General features: G+C 64.0%; 18 protein-coding genes. 8 read left to right on the top strand and 10 right to left on the bottom strand.

Translation table 11 applies throughout. From position 1 onward, the window contains the following. Positions 1-35: 35 nt before the first annotated feature. Both L0U80_RS15465 and L0U80_RS15470 read right to left on the bottom strand, forming a co-directional pair. Positions 36-674 (bottom strand): response regulator, encoded by a 639-nt coding sequence (locus tag L0U80_RS15465; RefSeq protein WP_233866142.1) that lies wholly within the window; start codon positions 672-674, stop codon positions 36-38. Continuing rightward, on the bottom strand, positions 671-2113 hold the full coding sequence (locus L0U80_RS15470) for a cache domain-containing protein (RefSeq protein ID WP_233866159.1): 1443 nt from the start codon (positions 2111-2113) through the stop codon (positions 671-673). Before L0U80_RS15470 ends, L0U80_RS15465 begins: the two co-directional genes overlap by 4 nt. Positions 2114-2334: 221 nt before the next feature. Between L0U80_RS15470 and L0U80_RS15475 the strand changes: the two genes are divergently transcribed. Together L0U80_RS15475 and L0U80_RS15480 are read left to right on the top strand one after the other, a co-directional pair. Next, complete coding sequence (locus L0U80_RS15475; RefSeq protein WP_233866163.1) at positions 2335-4428, top strand: carbon starvation CstA family protein; 2094 nt, start codon at positions 2335-2337, stop codon at positions 4426-4428. Between the two features lie 26 nt (positions 4429-4454). Next, a complete protein-coding gene (locus L0U80_RS15480) occupies positions 4455-4661 on the top strand; it encodes a YbdD/YjiX family protein (protein ID WP_124152808.1) in 207 nt (68 codons plus the stop codon). A gap of 338 nt (positions 4662-4999) precedes the next feature. On the opposite strand, the gene L0U80_RS15485 is transcribed toward L0U80_RS15480, so the two are convergent. Then, complete coding sequence (locus L0U80_RS15485) at positions 5000-5818, bottom strand: CPBP family intramembrane glutamic endopeptidase (protein ID WP_233871339.1); 819 nt, start codon at positions 5816-5818, stop codon at positions 5000-5002. Positions 5819-6410: 592 nt separating this feature from the next. Between L0U80_RS15485 and L0U80_RS15490 the strand changes: the two genes are divergently transcribed. Together L0U80_RS15490 and L0U80_RS15495 are read left to right on the top strand one after the other, a co-directional pair. Continuing rightward, positions 6411-7184 carry an ABC transporter substrate-binding protein gene (locus L0U80_RS15490; RefSeq protein ID WP_233866166.1) on the top strand — a complete coding sequence of 258 codons (774 nt, stop codon included), beginning with the start codon at positions 6411-6413 and terminating at the stop codon, positions 7182-7184. A 182-nt stretch (positions 7185-7366) separates the two neighbouring features. Further along, a complete protein-coding gene (locus tag L0U80_RS15495) occupies positions 7367-8482 on the top strand; it encodes a succinylglutamate desuccinylase/aspartoacylase family protein (protein ID WP_233866169.1) in 1116 nt (371 codons plus the stop codon). A gap of 156 nt (positions 8483-8638) precedes the next feature. On the opposite strand, the gene hpnH is transcribed toward L0U80_RS15495, so the two are convergent. Both hpnH and ispH read right to left on the bottom strand, forming a co-directional pair. After that, positions 8639-9790, bottom strand: a complete 1152-nt coding sequence (gene hpnH, locus L0U80_RS15500; RefSeq protein ID WP_233866184.1) for an adenosyl-hopene transferase HpnH — start codon at positions 9788-9790, stop codon at positions 8639-8641. 11 nt (positions 9791-9801) lie between these two features. Further along, on the bottom strand, positions 9802-10746 hold the full coding sequence (gene ispH / locus L0U80_RS15505) for a 4-hydroxy-3-methylbut-2-enyl diphosphate reductase (RefSeq protein WP_233866188.1): 945 nt from the start codon (positions 10744-10746) through the stop codon (positions 9802-9804). A gap of 346 nt (positions 10747-11092) precedes the next feature. Between ispH and hpnC the strand changes: the two genes are divergently transcribed. Together hpnC and L0U80_RS15515 are read left to right on the top strand one after the other, a co-directional pair. After that, positions 11093-11962 carry a squalene synthase HpnC gene (gene hpnC, locus L0U80_RS15510; protein ID WP_233866191.1) on the top strand — a complete coding sequence of 290 codons (870 nt, stop codon included), beginning with the start codon at positions 11093-11095 and terminating at the stop codon, positions 11960-11962. Next, on the top strand, positions 11959-13137 hold the full coding sequence (locus tag L0U80_RS15515; protein ID WP_233866195.1) for a glycosyltransferase: 1179 nt from the start codon (positions 11959-11961) through the stop codon (positions 13135-13137). The genes hpnC and L0U80_RS15515 overlap by 4 nt, the downstream gene beginning before the upstream one ends. Positions 13138-13250: 113 nt before the next feature. On the opposite strand, the gene L0U80_RS15520 is transcribed toward L0U80_RS15515, so the two are convergent. Both L0U80_RS15520 and hpnA read right to left on the bottom strand, forming a co-directional pair. Further along, on the bottom strand, positions 13251-13934 hold the full coding sequence (locus L0U80_RS15520; protein ID WP_233866198.1) for a hypothetical protein: 684 nt from the start codon (positions 13932-13934) through the stop codon (positions 13251-13253). A 194-nt stretch (positions 13935-14128) separates the two neighbouring features. After that, a complete protein-coding gene (gene hpnA / locus L0U80_RS15525; protein WP_233866201.1) occupies positions 14129-15139 on the bottom strand; it encodes a hopanoid-associated sugar epimerase in 1011 nt (336 codons plus the stop codon). A gap of 319 nt (positions 15140-15458) precedes the next feature. Here hpnA and L0U80_RS15530 point away from each other — a divergent pair, with 319 nt between their 5' ends. Continuing rightward, complete coding sequence (locus L0U80_RS15530) at positions 15459-15755, top strand: acylphosphatase (RefSeq protein ID WP_233866204.1); 297 nt, start codon at positions 15459-15461, stop codon at positions 15753-15755. A gap of 78 nt (positions 15756-15833) precedes the next feature. Here L0U80_RS15530 and L0U80_RS15535 read toward each other — a convergent pair. Next, a protein-coding gene (locus L0U80_RS15535; RefSeq protein WP_373322205.1) for an IS3 family transposase occupies positions 15834-16969 on the bottom strand; the annotation gives its coding sequence in 2 pieces (ribosomal slippage) (positions 15834-16714 and positions 16714-16969; 1137 coding nt in all). Between the two features lie 91 nt (positions 16970-17060). Further along, positions 17061-18047: an L-histidine N(alpha)-methyltransferase gene (egtD, locus tag L0U80_RS15540; RefSeq protein WP_233866210.1), complete on the bottom strand. Its 987-nt coding sequence runs from the start codon at positions 18045-18047 to the stop codon at positions 17061-17063. Positions 18048-18384: 337 nt separating this feature from the next. Between egtD and rarD the strand changes: the two genes are divergently transcribed. Beyond that, positions 18385-19278 carry an EamA family transporter RarD gene (gene rarD, locus L0U80_RS15545; RefSeq protein ID WP_233866213.1) on the top strand — a complete coding sequence of 298 codons (894 nt, stop codon included), beginning with the start codon at positions 18385-18387 and terminating at the stop codon, positions 19276-19278. Here rarD and L0U80_RS15550 read toward each other — a convergent pair. After that, positions 19275-19544 (bottom strand): DUF962 domain-containing protein, encoded by a 270-nt coding sequence (locus L0U80_RS15550; protein ID WP_233871575.1) that lies wholly within the window; start codon positions 19542-19544, stop codon positions 19275-19277. The two genes, rarD and L0U80_RS15550, sit on opposite strands and share 4 nt — an antisense overlap. Positions 19545-19668 lie beyond the last annotated feature (124 nt).

Below are 19668 nucleotides of genomic sequence, written 5' to 3' on the forward strand. Positions count from 1 at the left end.
GCAAGAACCGGGCACGGCCCTCGCGGCCCGCCCGGTCACTTCCTTCGGTTCTCCACCGCGAACTTGATCAACTCCGCCTGACCTTCGATATCGAGCTTGCGCTTGAGGTTGAGCCGGTGCGTCTCCACCGTGCGCACCGAGAGCCCCTCGCGCTGCGCGATCTGCTTGCTCGATAGCCCTTGCGCAAGCGCATCGAGGATGTCTAGCTCGCGCGGCGTCAGCCGCTCGACCGGCGTCGCCTTCGCCGAAGCCTGGATGATCCGCGCACCCAGGCCCGCACTGAAAAACGTCCGCCCCGCGAGCACCGCTTCGATCGCGCGCACGATTTCCGTCGACGGCGAATCTTTCAGCACGTAGCCGCTCGCGCCCGCGCGCACCGCTTCGGTCACGTATTCGACGTTGTCGTGCATCGAGAGCATCAGCACCCGGATGGCAGGAAAGCGCTCGTGAAAAATGCCCGCGAGCGCGATGCCGTTCATCCCGGCCATGCCGACGTCCATCAGCACGAGGTCGGGTTCGAGCGTGGCGGCGAGGGCGAGCGCCTCGTCGGCGTTGTCGGCCTCGCCCGCGACGACGAACCCAGCGACCGCTTCGAGCCGGGCTCGCAGGCCGTCGCGCACGAGCGGATGATCGTCGACGAGCACGATGCGCGCCTGCCTGGCTGTCTCATTCATGATGTCTCTTTACTTGTTGCCGTTACCGTTGCAGTTGCTTTCTTCGCCATGACCGGCACCCAGGCGGTCAGGACCGTGTGTCCGGGCTGCGAGCTGATCGTGAGCTGGCCGCCGAGCGATTCGAGCCGCTCGCGCATGTTCCGCAGCCCGAGCCCTGCCCGCAGATCGGACTGGGCGTGCGCGACATCGAAGCCGCGGCCGTTGTCGGCGATGGTCAGCGTGACGCCAGTCGCGTTCACGTCGAGCGAGAGTTGCGCGCGTGGCGCGTGGGCGTGGCGCACGATGTTCGTGAGCGCCTCCTGCGCGATGCGGAAGAGGGCTGTGTTCACGGCGTCGGGCAGTGCCCGGGCGCGGGCCTTCCGTTGTGGTGGCGGCGAGACGGTCTGCGTGAAGCCGATCGTGATGTCCGACTCCGCGCTGAGTTCTCGTGTGAGTTGTTCGAGCGCTGCGGCGAGGCCGAGGTCGTCAAGCATCGACGGACGCAGCGCGTGCGAGATGCGTCGCACTTCGCGCAGCGTTTGGGACAGGCGTGCGAGGCCCGTGGCGAGCGAGCTTTCGGCGGCCGGGTCGCGCGTCGTGCTGCCTTCGAGCCGTGCGAGCGCCGATTCGAGCATCAGCTTGACGGAGACGAGCATCTGGCTGATGCCGTCGTGCAGTTCGCGCGAGAGCCGTGCGCGCTCCTCTTCCTGCGACTCGACCACCTGCTGGGCGAGGCGTTTGAGCTTCGCATCGGTGCTGCGGTATTCCGTTACGTTGAGCACCAGCGCGCCGAGCGCGATTGCGCCGACGCCCGCGAGCGCGATCGCGCCGAGCCACCACAGCGTGTGTTCGATGTTGGCGGACGCACGTTCGTCGATGTGCGCGAGTGTGGAATCGACGTCGTCCATATAGATGCCGGTGCCGACCATCCAGCCCCAGCGTTTAAGCGGAATCACATAGCCGAGCTTCGGCGCGAGTTTGCCCGTGGTGGGCCGCCGCCACATGTATTGCACGAAGCCTCCGCCTTGCGAGGCTGCGGCGATCAGCCGCTGGATCGTGAGCGCGCCCTGCGGGTCGCGAAGATCCCAGAGATTGTGGCCTACGAGATTGGGCTCACGCGGGTGCATCAGCGAGCGGCCATGCATGTCATAGACGAAGAAATAGCCATCCGGGCCGAAGTCCATCTTTTGCAGCGTGGCGAGTGCCTCGCCCTGGCGTGCGGCGATATCGGCGGGCGAGGCATCGGCGCTCGCGTCGTAGAGCGGCTCGATGGCGCTCATCGCGAGTTCGACGTAGTGGCGCAACTCCTCCTGCTTGCTCGACAGATACGCGCCCTGCATTGTCGCGTGCTGCGTCTGCGCGAGCGTGGTGGCCTGGTGACGCACACCGATGCCGATGCCCGCGATCGCGGCAAGAAATGGCACAACGGCGAGCAGAAAAATCTTCGTCTTCAGGGTCATGGTGAACTGCCTGTATCTACGTAATTCCACGTAGATCACTTACGTAGTAGTCCGCTTGTAAGGTAAATGGCGAAAGCGAATACTACACGCCCAGAGCATGGCACACATGCGTCATGCACTGCGCTGCAATTCGCCGCGATTTTCCGTTGGGTGCATGCGCAATGGGGCCCGGTCCCCGTACCGGGTATGACTTATTCCGATAAACAAAAACAGGAGACGCCATGAATCGGGCATCCAGTTTTGTCGTCTGGACGTTGGTCGCGCTACTAGGCGCGTTTGCGTTCGGCACCATCGCGCTTGCACACGGCGAGCGAATCAGCGCACTGTGGATCGTGATCTGCGCGGTCTGCGTCTACTTGATTGCGTACCGTTTTTATAGCCGCTTCATTGCGAACACGGTGCTGCAACTCGATGGCCTGCGCATGACGCCGGCCGTGCGCCACAACGACGGGCTCGATTACGTGCCCACCAACAAGTTCGTGCTATTCGGCCACCATTTCGCGGCGATCGCGGGCGCGGGTCCGCTGGTCGGTCCGGTGCTGGCCGCGCAGATGGGCTACATGCCCGGCATGCTGTGGATTCTCGCAGGCGTGGTGTTCGCGGGCGCCGTGCAGGACTTCGTGGTGCTGTTCCTTTCAACGCGTCGTGACGGCCGCTCGCTCGGCGACCTCGTGAAGATGGAACTCGGCCCCGTACCTGGCGTGATCGCGCTGTTCGGCACGTTCCTCATCATGATCATCATTCTCGCGGTGCTCGCGCTGATCGTGGTGAAGGCGCTGACGAACTCGCCGTGGGGCACGTTCACCGTCGCCGCGACGATTCCTATCGCGATCTTCATGGGCCTGTACGTCCGCTACATCCGCCCGGGCAAGATCGGTGAGATCTCGATCATCGGCTTCATCCTGCTGATGGCTTCGATCGCGTTCGGCCAGCACGTGCACGATTCGCCGACGCTCGCCGCCTGGTTCACGTTCACGGGCACGCAGCTCACGTGGATCCTGATCGGCTACGGCTTCGTCGCTTCGGTGCTGCCGGTGTGGCTCCTGCTCGCGCCGCGCGACTACCTCTCGACGTTCCTCAAGATCGGCACGATTCTCGCGCTCGCGATCGGCATTCTGATCGTCGCGCCGGAACTGAAGATGCCGGCCTTCACGAAGTTCATCGACGGCTCGGGTCCGGTCTGGTCGGGCAACCTCTTCCCGTTCCTCTTCATCACGATCGCGTGCGGCTCGGTGTCGGGCTTCCATGCGCTGATCGCCTCGGGTACGACGCCGAAGCTGCTCGATAACGAAACCAACGCGCGCTTCATCGGTTACGGCGCGATGCTGATGGAATCGTTCGTCGCGATCATGGCGCTCGTCGCCGCTTCGGTGATCGAGCCGGGCGTGTACTTCGCGATGAACGCACCGCTCGCCGTGCTCGGCACGACGCCGGACGCCGTCGCGCAAACGGTCGGCCAATGGGGCTTCATGCTCACGCCTGACATGCTCACGCACACGGCGCAGGCCGTCGGCGAGACGACCATCGTCGCGCGCGCCGGTGGTGCCCCGACGCTGGCGGTCGGCATGGCGCAGATACTGCACCAGGTGATCGGCGGCGAGGCGATGATGGGCTTCTGGTATCACTTCGCCATCCTCTTCGAAGCGCTCTTCATCCTTACCGCTGTTGACGCTGGCACGCGTGCAGGCCGCTTCATGCTGCAAGATCTGCTCGGCACGTTCCATCCGTCGCTCAAGCGCACGGAATCGCTGCCGGCCAACCTGATCGCTACGGCGCTGTGCGTGACCGCGTGGGGCTACTTCCTCTATCAGGGCGTGGTCGATCCGCTCGGCGGCATCAACACGCTGTGGCCGCTCTTCGGCATCTCGAACCAGATGCTGGCGGGCATTGCGCTGATGCTGGCGACCGTCGTGCTCTTCAAGATGAAGCGCGAGAAGTTCGCGTGGGTCACCGCAGTGCCGACGGTATGGCTGCTCGTCTGCACGATGACGGCCGGCTGGCAGAAGATTTTCGACAGCAACCCGAAGGTCAGCTTCGTCGCGCATGCGCAGAAGCTCGCGGCGGCGGCTGCCGAAGGCAAGATCGTCGCGCCGGCGAAGTCGATCGAACAGATGCAGCGCATGATCTTCAACGACTACGTCGATGCCGCGCTCTCCGGGCTCTTCATTGTCGTGGTGGCGAGCATCGTCGTGTATGGTCTGATCGCGATTGCGCGTGCGCGTCGTATCGCCCATCCGACCGTGCAGGAAACGCCGTTCGAGCCGATGCCCGCCGACGCAGCAAGCCTGGTGGGACGCACGACCGCCGCTCACTAAAGACGATACTGCAGACGAGGTACATCATGTTCTCGGAACTTCGCGACAACGTGCAGACCGCAGGCCGGTATCTCGGTCAGGCGATGCGTCTGATGGTCGGTCTGCCGGATTACGATGGCTACGTCGCGCACATGCGCGCGACGCATCCCGATCGTCCGGTGATGACTTACGAGGAATTCTTCCGGGAGCGGCAGGACGCGCGGTATCGGTCCCGCACGGGCAAGTGCTGCTGACGCACTAAGATACGGCGCGTCGCGTTTGATGCACGCCATGAAGGCGCAACGGGTTACCGCCCGTTGCGCCTTTTTTGTCACTCCAGTCCGGAAGCGAACGCGGGGTTGAACCTGGGAATACGAAGCAAGGGATTGGGATCAGACGCGCCCGCGGTTTGCGTGGTCCCAGGTTTCGCGGCTGGACTTGCCTGACGCAACGGTTACTGTCCACCGCCGGCCGGTTCCCTGCTGTGACCTCACAGGCTTACGGATCAGGTACCGCGCGAGGGGCGAATTCCAGCGGGGACAACTCGTCGTCACGCACAAGGTCGGAGCCCGAACGCAAGCATTCGCTTTGCTCACCGCGACTGCTGCGCGATCGCCGGAGTGCGGATCAGCTTGTAGAGCAGCCACGTGCCGAGACCGCCGCTCGTCAGCGCAGCGAGCCACCACGACGCAGGCCAATCCGTGAGGGACGCGTCAGGCGACGCCCGCGGCACACCGAATACCACCGCCGTGTTGTAGCAGGCGTGCAGCAGTATGCCTGGGAGCAACGAGCGCGTGCGCTCATACAGTTTTCCGATGATGAGTCCGATACCGAACGCGACGACGAACTGATACACGTTCAGATGCGCGAGCCCGAATACTGCGGCTGAATTTGCGATGGCCGTTCCGGGGGGATATTGCCGCAGAAAGCTACGCAGAAAGATTCCGCGAAACAGCATCTCTTCGACTATCGGTGCAATCAGACAGACCAGCACGGTGGAACCGAGCCCCCCGGCAAGGAAATTGTCGTTGGCCCCTTGCGCCCAATCCCAATCACCCGTCGGGAAGAATCGGACCACAACGGATAGCAGCAGGTTCATTCCCATCAACAGGCCAGGCGTCAGCAGCAGAATGGGTAGTGCGAATAGCCCGATCGTGGTTGCCCATGAACTCGGGTTGTCGTGGAACAGATCGCGGTATGTCAGCTTGCTGTGGTGCAGTAGGACCGTAAACGCGAGTCCGTGTGCAAGTACGCGCCCGATGCTGAATCCCGCCATCGGCTGCAGACCGGCCTCACGCCCGATTGGCCCGATGACGGAGTTCATCAGGTATTCAACGAAAAACAGTACGACCACCACAAAAAACGCTTCCAGAAGATTTGGAAAGCAATATGGGTTGGTTCTGGATCTCATAATTTTTAGTCCAGCATAGGATGGCATGGCATCCGTCATCAGGCGGCTTGCGCCCCATCGCCTGACGCGTGGTTGATGGTCTCGATCGCGCTGCCTTTCAGGTCGCGCCGCGCTTCGCGTTGATCCGGAAGCTACGACAGTCCACCCAGGCACGAAGCTGCGAGTCTGCCAGACGACGCGTTCGGCCTATATTGATTTACATCGCATGACGAACCCGCTTCAGACCGACAGGTCTGCCGTCGCGCTCTACTGTTTCATGGCTGCGGTTGCCGATATCGTTCGTTGGCAGACAAATGATGAGTGGTCCCGATCTCGTGTGGCCGGTCACGCAGGTTGTCTCAAGCGAGCTAAGCCAATTGTTGGCTAGTCAATCAAGATTTTTGACAATCGCCTGATTCTTTTCTGTCGGGGGCCATCAAGCCAGAGTTGTTGATGGATATTGATTTCGGCGAAGCTTCGTCAGCGAAAACCCTGGTTCCCGCATCAATCCCTATCAAATATCTTGTATATACAACTATGCAGGCGTAGCGCCTCTTATTGGAAATGCCACCGGTCGCGGCGGCGCTGACGACCTACTTGAGACTCCAGATCAATGAAGAAACTTGCCTTTTGCCTGGCGATCCTTGCGATCGCAACCTCCGCCTTCGCGAAGGACTGGTCCACGGTCCGGTTCGGCGTCGATGCGAGCTATCCCCCGTTTGAATCGAAGAGCGCGGACGGCAAGCTGGTCGGCTTCGACATCGATCTCGGCAACGAGATCTGCAAGCGCATTAACGCGAAGTGCGTCTGGGTCGAGAACGCATTCGACGGCATGATTCCCGCGCTGAAGGCGAAGAAATTCGACGGCGTCTTGTCGGCGATGTCGATGACCCCGCAACGTAAAGAGCAGATCGCATTCTCGGACCGGATGTGGCGCACCCCGACCCGCCTCGTCGCGAAGAAGGGCTCGAATGTCCAGCCGACGGTGGCGTCGCTGCAAGGCAAGTCCGTCGGTGTCGAGCAGGGCTCGATCCAGGAAACGTATGCGAAGGCCAACTGGGCGACAAAGGGCGTGAACGTCGTGTCTTACCAGGACCAGGACCAGGTCTATACGGACATGCTTTCGGGCCGTCTGGACGCGGCGCTGCAAGACGGCGTGCAAGTCGAACTCGGCTTCCTGGCCAAGCCGCGCGGCGCGGGTTTCGCGTTCACGGGTGGCGAGCCGGACGATCTGAAGACGCTCGGCAATGGCGCGGCCATCGGCCTGCGCAAGGACGACGCCGATCTGAAGGCGAAGATCGACCAGGCGCTCGGCGATATGGTCAAGGACGGCACCTACAAGAAGATCGAAGCCCGGTACTTCCCGTTCGACGTGCACGGCAGCTGACACGCAACGGCGCGGGAAGCTTCCTGCGCCTGGCGCCTTGCGTTTTCCGGATGAAAAGCAGAAAAGGCTCCGCACATGACGGAGCCTTTTCTGTTTTCGAACCTGCCGGCTGCCTCCTTGGGTGGCCGGTCAGCGGATAATTGCCGGAACCCCATTTCCTCATACCGCTCGCTCACACAATCATGCAGACGCAAACCCATCCGTTGATTTACCCGGCGCTCGGCACCGAACGGCACCTGACGAGCTTCCACTACGGCCCCTCGGGCGGCCAGAAGATCTACATCCAGGCGTCGCTGCACGCGGACGAACTGCCGGGCATGCTGGTCGCCTGGGAACTGCGCAAGCGCCTCGCGGCGCTCGAGGCGGCCGGCAAGCTGCGCGGCGAAATTATCGTCGTGCCCGTGTCCAATCCGATCGGCCTCAACCAGCAGCTGCTCGGTCACATGCTCGGGCGCTTCGAAACGAGCACCGCCTCCAACTTCAACCGCAACTTCCACGATCTCGCCGAGCTTGTGTTGCCGCGCATCGAGTCCCGTTTGACCGGTGACGAGCAGCAGAACCTGCTCGCCGTGCGCGCCGCCATGCGCGAGGCGCTGGCCGAAGAGATGCCGACCACCGAACTGGAATCGCATCGCCTCGCTCTCCAGCGCCTGTCGTACGATGCGGACGTGGTGCTCGACCTGCACTGCGACTTCGAAGCCGCGATGCATCTCTACACCAATCCTGACTTGTGGCCGGATGTCGAGCCGCTCGCGCGCTACCTCGATGCGAAGGCATCGCTCTTCGCGCTCAATGCACTCGGCACTCCGTTCGACGAAATCCACAGCTTTTGCTGGTCCGAACTGCGCGCGCGCTACGGCGAGCGCTATCCGATTCCGATGGGAACGATTTCGGTGACGATCGAGCTACGGGGCCAGGCGGATGTGAGCTATGCGTTCGCGGAGAAAGACGCCCAGGCGATCGTTGATTACCTGACGCACCGTGGCGTCATCGACGGGACGCCCGCACCGTTGCCGCCGCTCGAGTTCGGGGCCACGCCGTTGTCCGGCACCGAGACGCTTCTCGCGCCGATCTCTGGTGTGCTCGTGTTCCGCGCGCCGGTCGGTGCGAGGGTCGAGCCGGGCGAGGCGATTGCCGACATCGTCGATCCGTTGACCGATCGCGTCGTCACGATTACGAGCTCCGTCGCCGGTGTGATGTTCGCGCGACAGCGCACGCGCTTCGCGACCGCGGGAATGGTGGTGGCGTGGGTTGCCGGTGCCGAACCGCTCCGGAGCGGCTCGCTGCTGACGAACTGAGCGCGTAGCGGCGCGCAAGCGCCGGTGCGGCCCGCGCAATCGCATAATCGCGCGATCGCACATTCGCGCAAAAGAGAAAGGGCGCAACGGTCTGAACCGTTGCGCCCTCGTGGAAGCTTCCGGGGCACCCTCATCGGGCGCCCGATATCGCGCGCGTCAGCTTGCGGCGACGGTGGCCGGCTTCTTCGTCTGCACGGCCTTCTGGATCTCTTCGAGCTTGATCTCGACGTGGCGCGAGAACACGTACTCGGCGGGACGCTGGCCGTCGAGCGGGATGTCCTTCGAGAACGCACCTTCGGTCTTCGGGCCCGCGAGCGCAACCTTCATCGCCTTGAGCGGATGCGCGACGGTGTCCAGAACGGCCGTCGCCTCAAAGCCGCAGTGGACCATGCAGTTCGCGCACTTTTCGTAGTTGCCGGTGCCGTACTTTTCCCACTCCGTGGTTTCCATCAGTTCCTTGAAGGTCTTCACATAACCTTCGCCGACCAGATAGCACGGCTTCTGCCAGCCGAACACCGTGCGCGCCGGGTTGCCCCACGGCGTGCATTCGTAGGTCTGGTTGCCCGCGAGGAAGTCGAGGAACAGGCTCGACTGGCTGAACGACCAGTTCTTGCCGTTGTTGCCGCGCTTGAAGATTTCGCGGAACAGCGTCTTGGTCTTTTCGCGGTTCAGGAAGTGCTGCTGGTCCGGGGCGCGCTCGTAGGCATAGCCCGGCGAGACCGTGATGCCGTCCACGCCGATCGGCTTCAACGTATCGAAGAACTTCGCGACACGCTCAGGCACGGCGTCGTTGAACAGCGTGCAATTGATGTTCACGCGAAAACCGCGGCGCTTCGCTTCCTTGATGGCCGCGACGGCCTTGTCGTAGGTGCCTTCCTGCGAGACCGAATGGTCGTGCGCTTCGCGGTCGCCGTCGAGGTGGACCGACCAGACGAAGTACGGGCTCGGCTCGTAGTCGTCCATCTTCTTTTCCATGAGCAGCGCGTTCGTGCACAGGTACACGAACTTCTTGCGCGCCATGATGCCCTTCACGATTTCCGGCATTTCCTTGTGCAGGAGCGGCTCGCCGCCTGCGATGGAAACGACCGGCGCGCCGCACTCGTCGACGGCTTCGAGGCATTCCTCCAGCGACAGGCGCTGGTTCAGGATGGGATCCGGATAATCGATCTTGCCGCAGCCGTTGCAGGCGAGGTTGCAGCGAAACAGCGGCTCGAGCATGAGCGCGAGCGGATAGCGTTTATTGCCGCTGAAATGCTGGCGAGCGATATACGCGCCAACGCGGACCTTCTGGAGCAGCGGAATAGACAAGACAGTCCTCCTTAAACTTCGCGCACGACGAGCGGTTGCAACAGCTTCGACGGCAGCTTGAATTCGACTTTTTCTTCGATGCCCGTCATCGTCGACACCTCGACGGGCCCCAACGCGCGCAGCGCGTCGATCACGTTCTCGACCATTTCCTCGGGCGCCGATGCGCCGGCCGTCAGGCCCACCGTCTTCGCACCGTCGAACCACTCGGCTTTGACTTCCGAGCCGTCGGCGACGAGGTAGCTCGCCACGCCCGACTCACTTCCAATCTCGCGCAGACGGTTCGAGTTCGAACTGTTAGTCGCGCCCACCACGAGCAGCACGTCCACCTGGGTGGACAGCTCGCGCACGGCGGCCTGGCGATTCTGCGTCGCGTAGCAGATGTCGCGCGTGTCCGGGCCGACGATGTCGGTGAAGCGGGCGAGCAGCGCGTCGATGATCCCGCGCGTGTCGTCCACCGAAAGCGTCGTTTGCGTCACGTAAGCCAGCGGCGCATCGAGCGGCAGGTCCAGCTTCGCGACTTCCTCCTCGCTCTGCACGAGCAGCACGGTGCCCGGAATCTGGCCGATCGTGCCTTCCACTTCGGGGTGGCCCGCGTGACCGATCAGGATCAGCGTGCGGCCCTGGGCGACGTACTGACGACCCTGCACGTGCACTTTCGTGACGAGCGGGCAGGTGGCGTCGAGCACTTCGAGGTTGCGGTCGTCTGCAGCGCGCTCGACCGTCTTCGCAACGCCGTGGGCACTGAAAATCGCAACTGCGCCCTCGGGCACCTCGTCGAGTTCTTCCACGAAACGCGCACCCTTGTTGCGCAAGTTTTCGACCACGTGACGGTTGTGGACGATTTCGTGGCGCACGTACACGGGAGCGCCGTGCTTTTGCAGGGCGCGATCCACGATTTCGATGGCGCGGACAACCCCCGCACAAAAGCCGCGGGGTTGGGCAAGGATGACTCGCATAAGGCGGCGAACTCCGACTGGCGCGGGCTTCGATCGAGCCGGTAAAAATGACTTGATCGCCGCGACCACAATATTAATTAAATACTTGGGTCCAGCCTGTCGGACCGGACCTAAAACCAGACGCGCATTTTAACCCCTTCGCCGTCCCTTTGCTGTGTGGCGCACCGCAGGATGGGGCATGCGCAACACCCGGCGCTGGCCGATTTCGTCCGACCGGGCTCTGACGCGTTGCCGGACGGCCATTACGCGATGTCGCGCTGCAACATACCGCCGGAACCCTTAAACTATCGGGTCCGCGCCCGGGCAGCCCGGCGCACGCGGATCTGACCTCATTCTGGACGCGTTGATGGAAGTCGCCCACTACGAAAACTTTCCGGTCGCGAGCGTGCTGCTGCCGCGCTCGCTAAGGGCGCCAGTCGGTGTGATCTATCACGTCGTCCGCACCGCCGACGACATCGCGGATGAAGGCGACTGGAGCCCCGCCGAGCGCCACGAGCGCCTCGCGGATTTCCGCGATGGTCTCGACGCGGTGGCCCACGGCCGCGAGGCGCGCGTGCATCCCACGCTGTTTGCGAAGCTTGCGGACGTGGTGCGGGAGCGCCGCCTTCCGATGCGGCCGTTTGACGACCTCGTGTCGGCGTTCGCTCAGGACATCGACACGGTGCGCTACACCGACCGCATCGATCTGCTCGACTTCTGCCGCCGGTCGGCCAATCCGGTCGGCCATCTGATGCTGCATCTGATCGGCGAGGCGACGCCGGAAAATTTTGCCGATTCCGACGCGATCTGCACGGCGCTGCAACTGGTCACGTTCCTGCAGGACGTGAGCGCTGACTACGGGCGCGGCCGCATCTACCTGCCGCAGGCCGACCGCGAGCGCTTCAACGTGACCGAGGCGCAGATTGCGGCGGGCATCGTCGACGATGGCTGGCGCGCGCTGATGCGCTACGAGGTGGGCGAGGCGCACGCACTGCTGGTGAGCGGCGCGCCGCTCGCGCTGCGCCTGCCGGGCCGCTTAGGGCTCGAGCTATGCGGCACCATCCACGGCGCGCTGCGCCTGCTCGAGCGCATCGAGCGCGCCGACTACGACGTATTCACCGGGCGCCCCACGCTTGCCGCCTCCGACTGGGCGGTGGTGCTGTACCGCACCGCCGCGATGTGGCTGTCGCGGCGCCTGAGCGGACGTGCGCCTTCAATCAAGAGCAACAACGCATGATGACGACAATCCTTTTTGCCCTGTCCTGTCTTTCGCTGCTGATCTGGCTCGTATTGCTGTTCGCGCGTGGCGGCTTCTGGCGCGCGCGTCCGCCGCTGCCGCTGCCGGTGGTCGAGCCGGCGTCCGGCTGGCCCGCCGTCTGCGCCGTGGTGCCGGCCCGCAACGAGGCCGACGCGATCGGCGAAGCGGTGACCTCGCTGCTCACGCAGGACTACGCGGGCGAGTTCCACGTCATCGTGATCGACGATCACAGCACCGACGGCACCGCCGAAGCCGCACGTGCGGCCGCGCTCGCGCTGCAGTGCCCGGAGAAACTCTCGGTTATCGCTGCAAAGCCGCTGCCTGCGGGCTGGTCGGGCAAGGTGTGGGCGCAGTCGCAGGGTATCGAGGCGGTGCGCACGCTCGGGCTACCCGCCGAATGGCTGCTGCTCACCGATGCCGACATCGGCCATCCCGCCGACGCGGTCGCTCAACTCATCGTGCGCGCGCGAGCCGAAGGGCGCGACCTGGTTTCGCTGATGGTGCGGCTGCGTTGCGACTCGTTCTGGGAGAAGGCGCTGATTCCTGCGTTTGTCTTCTTCTTCGCGAAGCTGTACCCGTTCTCGTGGGTCAACAATCCGCGCAACAAGACGGCGGCCGCGGCCGGCGGATGCATGCTCGTGCGCCGCGCGGCGCTGGAAGAGGCGGGCGGCATCGAGTCGATCCGCGCCGAGCTCATCGACGATTGCAGTCTCGCCGCGCGCATCAAGCATCGCGGTGATGGACACCATCCGATCCGGCTCGATGTCGCGGACAAGAGCGTGTCGCTGCGACCGTACGATTCCTGGAAGGACATCTGGAACATGATCGCGCGCACGGCGTTCACGCAACTGCACTACTCGGCCTGGCAGCTCGCGGGGACGATAGTCGGCATGACGGTCATCTATCTCGCGCCGCCCGTGGTGGCGCTCGTGCTCGGCGCGGCGGGGTGGCCCGCCTGGGTCGCGTGGGCGCTCATGTGCTGCTCCTACGCGCCGATGCTCGCGTACTATCGCCGCTCGCCGCTGTGGGCGCCGTTCCTGCCGCTCGTCGCGCTGTTCTACGTGGGCGCGACGTTCGCGTCGGCGTGGCGCTTCTGGCGCGGCAAGGGTGGGCAGTGGAAGGCGCGCGTGCAGGCGCCGGCGCAGGAGCGCTGAGCGCGTTTTTAACGGGGACGCTTGCAGAATTGCTCGCGTTCCCGGGCACATAAAAAAGCCGTCGCATGCGACGGCTTTTTTACTGGTGCGTGCGGCTGAAGCGCAGCTGCGCTTCAGCGCTGCGTCAGCATCATGTACATCTGGATGACCATGTCCGGCGAGAACGTGAACGGTACCCAGCCGTGACCCGTGTGCCGCATCACCAGCAGACGGTCGCCGTTCGACTGCTTCTGCACGGCCATCGCGGGATTTTTCGTCGACACGAATCGCCAGCCGGGCGGAATGCCGGGCGGCGGCTCAGGCTGCATCGAAGCGCGCGCGTTCGCGAGTTCCTCGATCAGTTGTCCGATCTGCAACGGATGCAGCGACACCGTCTGGCCGCCGATCGTCATCGTGATCACGTTCTGTGCCGGACGGCCGATCTCAAGCGTCGGTCCTTCCTCGACGGATTCGTCGGGCTGCGTTGCGCTCGCTGGTGCGGGCGTGGCGGCTTCGAGATCGTTCTCGACGGGTGCTTCGGTCGTGACCACTGTTTCTGCTGTATCGGTTGATTCAGCCGCTTCAACGTCCGCATTGACGTTGAGGGCAGGCTGCGCGTGGCCGACGTCTGCGCGGACTTCGGCTTGTGCTTGTGGCTGTGCGGTGGGCGCGAGCGCGACGTCGGTGGTATCGGCGTGTGCGACAGCGGGCTGGTTCGCGGACGCCGTCTCTGCCGCGCGCGAAGTGCTGGCGGTGGCGGCCACGAGGAGCTGATCGACGCCAGCTTCGAGCGCGCCAATCTGATCGTGTAGATTCATGCGAGGCTTCTCAGGTAAGACCGGCGATTTTACCCACAGCGCGTCGCGATTGCCTTTACGGCGTTGCTCTCAGGTCGCAAGAAAAGTTGTAACAAAATGCGAACCGATCACGCCAATCCGCTCGAGAAAAAAGGTGCCGGATAGCAGTGGTGGCGCGCGGCATGTGTGTCATGCGCGCGCCGTTGCGTTTTCGCTTACGCGTTCAGATAACCGGCTTCCCTGAACCAGGCGAGCGCGTCCTTAAGCCCCTCGCGATACGGCCGCGCGCGATAGCCGAGTTCGCGCTCCGCCTTCGCCGACGTGAAGTACATCTTGTTCTTCGACATCCTGAGGGCATCGACGGTGACGAACGGTTCGCGCTTCGTGAATTGCGCGACCGCTTCCGCACCGAGCGCGATCGGATAAAGCGGCCAGCGTGGGAGCGCGACAGTCGGCGGCTTGCGGCCGACCATTCCGGCGATGTCGGCGAGCATCTGCTGCAGCGGCAGATTCTCGCCGCCGAGGATATAGCGCTCGCCGATGCGCCCACGCTCCAGCGCGAGAAAGTGGCCGTGCGCGACGTCGTCGACGTGCACGAGATTGAGGCCCGTATCGACGAATGCGGGGATTTTGCCCGTCGCTGCCTCGACGATGATGCGGCCCGTCGGCGTCGGCTTGACGTCGCGCGGACCGATCGGCGTCGACGGATTGACGATCACGGCGGGCAGGCCGTCGCGTTCAATCATGCGCTCGACCGCGCGCTCGGACAGCACCTTGCTGCGCTTGTACACGCCGATGGCCTGATCCGCCGTGAGCGGCGAGGTTTCGTCGGCAGAGGCGCCCGAACTCGTCACCTTGAGCGTCGCGACGCTGCTCGTGTAGACGATGCGTTCGACGCCCGCGTCGAGCGCCGCGCGCATCGTCGCCTCGGCGCCTTCGAGATTCGCGCGCTCGATTTCGTGCGGGTCGGGCGCCCAGAGGCGATAGTCGGCGGCGACGTGGAACAGGTAGCGCACGCCCGCGAGCGCCGCGCGCATCGACGCGACGTCGCGCATGTCACCGGTGACGACTTCGGCGTCGAGCGCGGCGAGGTTGGTGCGCGGGCTCGTCGGGCGCACCAGCACGCGCACGGCATAGCCTTTCTCCTGCGCGATGCGGGCGACGGCCGAGCCGACGAAGCCGGACGCGCCGGTGATCAGCACGAGATCGCGGTGGTTGGCGGTCATAGGGGGTTCGCTTCCTCGTCGGTTGATTCTGTTGCTTTGGCTGCAAAAAAGAGGGCGGCAGTGCGGCCGGTGTGGCACGGATTGTACGTGGCGCGCCGGTTCTCTGGCGCCGCCGTCCGCGTGAAACGCACGGCGCGTGTCAACGATGCGCTACGCGAGCGCGCGATGGCGTCTACAATCCCGCGCAGATGGAAGGACAGCTTTGCATGGGACCCGAGTAAGTGCTGAAGCACTAACTCGGGTCGACAGCTTTGCATGGGACCCGAGTAAGTGCTGAAGCACTAACTCGGGTCGACAGACAAACGAAGGAGATTGAACGATGACCGGACCGGATCTGGATTCGCGCGTCGAAACGTATCACGTGCGCGTGCGCGGAACGGTGCAGGGTGTGGGCTTCAGGCACGCAACCGTGCGCCAGGCGCACGCGCTGCGCATTCGCGGCTACGTTGCCAACATGGAGGACGGGTCCGTCGAGGCCGTGATCCAGGGATCGGCCAATCAGGTCGACCGCATGCTGTCGTGGCTGCGTCACGGGCCGCCGGCGGCGCGCGTGATGGAGGTGATTAGCGAAGAGCAATTCACCGACAAGCGCTACGAGCGCTTCGAGCAACACTGAGCATCACGTCAGGAAACAGAGGTGGCCTCACTCGTTCGGACAGTCATCTGAGATTTTTAAGTGGAACGTCCGAGGCAATCATGCTGCCGATTTGATCGGAGGCAGCGTCGCGAAGTATGCCTCATCCGGGGTCTGATCCGCCAGGCTCGAATGGGGCCGTTTCCGGTTGTACAGCTCGACGTATTCGCCGATGGAGCGCCGGGCATGGCTGACCGACTCGTACGCTTTCAGGTAGACCTCTTCGTACTTGATGCTGCGCCACACCCGTTCGACGAACACGTTGTCGCGCCAGGCCCCTTTGCCGTCCATCGACAGCCGCACGCCCCGGCTCAGCACCGCCTCGGTGAACGCGCCCGCCGTGAACTGGCTACCCTGATCGGTGTTCACGATGTCGGGCAGTCCGTAGCGGGCGAACGCCTCTTCCAGCGCCTCGACGGCGTGCGTGGCTTCCAGCGTGATGGCGACCCGGTACGCGAGAATCTTGCGGCTCGCCCAGTCCACCACTGCCGTCAGGTACACGAAGCCGCGCGCCATCGGAATGTACGTCGTGTCGAGGGCGAACACCTGATTGGCACGCTCGATCTTCATGCCGCGCAGCAGGTACGGCCAGATCTTGTGCTGCGCGTTGCGGCGGCTCGTGTTCGGCTTGCAGTACAGCGCCTCGACGCCCATGCGCTTCATCAGCGTGCGTACGCGACGGCGACCCACCTCATGGCCTTCCCGGCGCAACAGGCGCGCCAGCATCCGCGCCCCTGCAAATGGGAACTCCATGTGCAGTTCGTCGATTCGCCGCATCAGCAACTGATCGACCTCGCTGACCGGCTGCGCCCGGTAATATGCGCTCGATCTCGCGATGCCAACCAGTCGCGTCTGTCGCGAAACCGGCAGCGCATGCGTACAGTCAATCATCGCTTTGCGCTCAGCAGTCCGGCTTTGCCGAGCGCTCCTGACAAAAAATCGTTCTCCAGCGTCAACTGCCCGATCTTCGCGTGCAGCGTTTTCACGTCCACCGGCGGATCGCTCGACGGTGCACCTGTCGCACCAAACACGTCTGCCGCACGCTCCTGCAACTGCCGCTTCCATTCCGTGATCTGGTTCGGATGTACATCAAACTGCTGTGCCAGTTCGGCCAGCGTGCGCTCACCTTTGACCGCTGCCAGTGCCACTTTCGCTTTGAACGCCGCTGAGTGCGTCCGTCGGGTTCTCTTCGTCATTTCCTCGGTTCCTTTGCCAGCATTATCGCTGGCTCAGGCCCCGGCCAAACCACTTATCCGACTGTCCGAATTTGCGCGGCCACCTCTAACGTCATGTCGCGGCGAGCAGGCTCTCCGCGAATCCCCATTCCTTCTCGACCCATTGCTGCACGCAGGTGAAGCCCGCATCGGCGGCAATCGCGGGGATCTCATCCGCGTGGTACTTGTGGCTGCTCTCGGTCCAGATCGTCTCACCCGCTTCGAGCGTGACGGCTAATCCCGCCACGCCCACGCGCGCCTCGACGTGCGATTTCGCGCGCAGGTGCATCTCGATGCTGCGGGCGTCGGGGTTGAAGCGCGCGACGTGCTCGAAGGCGGCGAGTTCGAAGTTGCCGTCGAGTTCGCGGTTGACACGCGCGAGCAGGTTCAGGTTGAACGCGGCGGTCGCGCCAATCGAGTCGTCATAGGCCGCGAGCAGCGTTTTCACGGGCTTCACGAGGTCGGTGCCGAGCAGCAGCGTGTCGCCGGGCTCAAGCATCGCCCGGATGTCGCGCAAAAAACGCGTGGCCGCGAGCCGCGCGAAATTGCCGATCGTGCTGCCGAGAAAGAGCACGAGCAGTTGCTCGCCGCTCGCCCGGTTGCGGCTCACTTCGGCGAGACCCGCGAGGTAGTCGCGTTCGTAGCCGACGATCGAGATGCGCTCGATATCGGCGAGTTCGCGGCGACACAGTTGCAACGCGGTGCGCGAAATTTCAATCGGACTGTATGACGTGGGGCGCTTGCGGCACAGCGCTTCGAGGATGCGCCGCGTCTTGCGGCCGCTGCCGCTGCCGAGTTCGGCGACGCTGACATCGGCGGGCAGTGCATCGACGATTTCGGTGGCGTAGCGCGTGAGCAGGCGCTCTTCGGCGCGCGTCACGCCGTACTCGGGCAGCACGGTGATCACTTCGAACAGCGCGGAACCAACTTCGTCATACAGATACTTTGAAGGCAGTTCTTTCTGTGGCGCGTGCGTGAGGCCGTCGCGGACTTCGGCGGCGAAAGTGGTAAGGGCGGGAGACAGGCGGGCGACAGCAGGGCGGGGCGCGGGACGGCTCATGCGGGCTCCAGTTGCACAGGACGGCTGGCAGTTCCGTTGCGAGACTTACGTTCTAGTCCATTGTGGCGCGATCTGCACGGACTAAATTGCCGAATGCTTCCGCTCTCGCAGGGGTCATGGACAGGAGCATCGTGCGTGCCTGCCCAGCCGGGCGCGTGCTAACCAGTGCTAACCAGACTAGAATGCGCGCTGGCGGCCGGGCACACCGGCCGCAGCCTTTTCCCCGACCGATACCAATGACAACGCCTTCACTCGCGTCCTGCCCGCTTGCGCCGGAGGGACGACGCACCGCTCGCCTTTCCCGACACTCTCGCAACGCCCGGACGGCAGCGCGCCGATGAACCAGTACGAACCTGGACGTGGCATTGCGCTTTCGACTGGCGCATCGGCACTGTTCGCGCTGCTGTCGGCTTATGCGCTGCTGCTCAAGCCGCTCGACGGCCTCGACATCTTTGCCTGGCGCGTGATCTGGACCGTGCCGGGCGCGCTCGCGCTGATCTTCGTGCGCGGGCGCGGCGCGCAATTGCGCGAGCTGGCCGTGCGCATGGTGACTCAACGGTACACGGCGCTCGCGCTCGTGGTGAGCGCGGCGCTGCTCGGCTCGCAACTCTGGGTATTTCTCTGGGCGCCGCTGCACGGGCGCTTGCTGGAGGTCTCGCTCGGGTATTTCCTGCTGCCGCTCATCATGGTGCTCGTCGGACGTTTCTACTACCACGAGCGGCTCGACGCGCTTCAGTGGCTCGCCGTGATGTGCGCGGCGGTCGGCGTCGCACATGAGCTTTGGGCCACGCACGCGTTTTCATGGCCGACGCTCCTCGTTTGCCTCGGTTATCCGCCGTATTTCGTGTTGCGCCGCAAGATCCACGCGGACTCGCTCACGATCTTTGCTGTCGAAATGATGCTGCTGCTGCCGGTCGCGTTTTTCTATGTCTGGGCGCGCGGTTCGCTCGCGCTACTCGACGCGCGCCCGGTTCTGGCGTTCGCGCTGCTGCCGGGGTTGGGCGCGATCAGCACGGTCGCACTCGCCTCGTACCTCAAGGCGAGCCGCCTGTTGCCGATGGCGCTGTTCGGCATCCTTGGCTACGTCGAGCCGGTGCTGCTCGTGATCGTCTCGGTGACGTTGCTCGGCGAACATCTCGGCGCGCGCCAACTCGCGACCTATGTGCCGATCTGGATGGCCGTCGCGTTGACGGCGCTGCATAGCGCGCGGCTCGTGCGGCTGTCGCGCTAGGGCGCGTCGCGAGTCGAGGTGTTCCGCACGGCGGCGGCGCGGCTCGGCACGGCGATGTGCGGCGGGGCGGCATTGGCCGCCTGCGAGCGCCCACTGGCCGCTTCGCGCGGCGGGTTGATGCGCGTGGGACCCGCTTTCGCCTCGATGGCCGCACGCAGCGCGGGGCGCCAGCCGGGGCCGAAGAGTGCCTCGGCGAGCACGAACAGCGGGCCGATGACGAGACCGATCACGTTGTCGACGAATGCGGGCTTGCGTGGAACGCGCACGCTTCGCCTGATGCTAATGGAGCAATCTTGATCGATATGAATAGATATTGATTCAAATGATCAATATATCCCGCGCATTTTGGACGACGCCCCATCCGGGCATTGCACCCATTTCAGGTTTACA

This window comes from Paraburkholderia adhaesiva (assembly GCF_021390575.1).
In the GTDB taxonomy this organism is placed as follows: domain Bacteria; phylum Pseudomonadota; class Gammaproteobacteria; order Burkholderiales; family Burkholderiaceae; genus Paraburkholderia; species Paraburkholderia adhaesiva.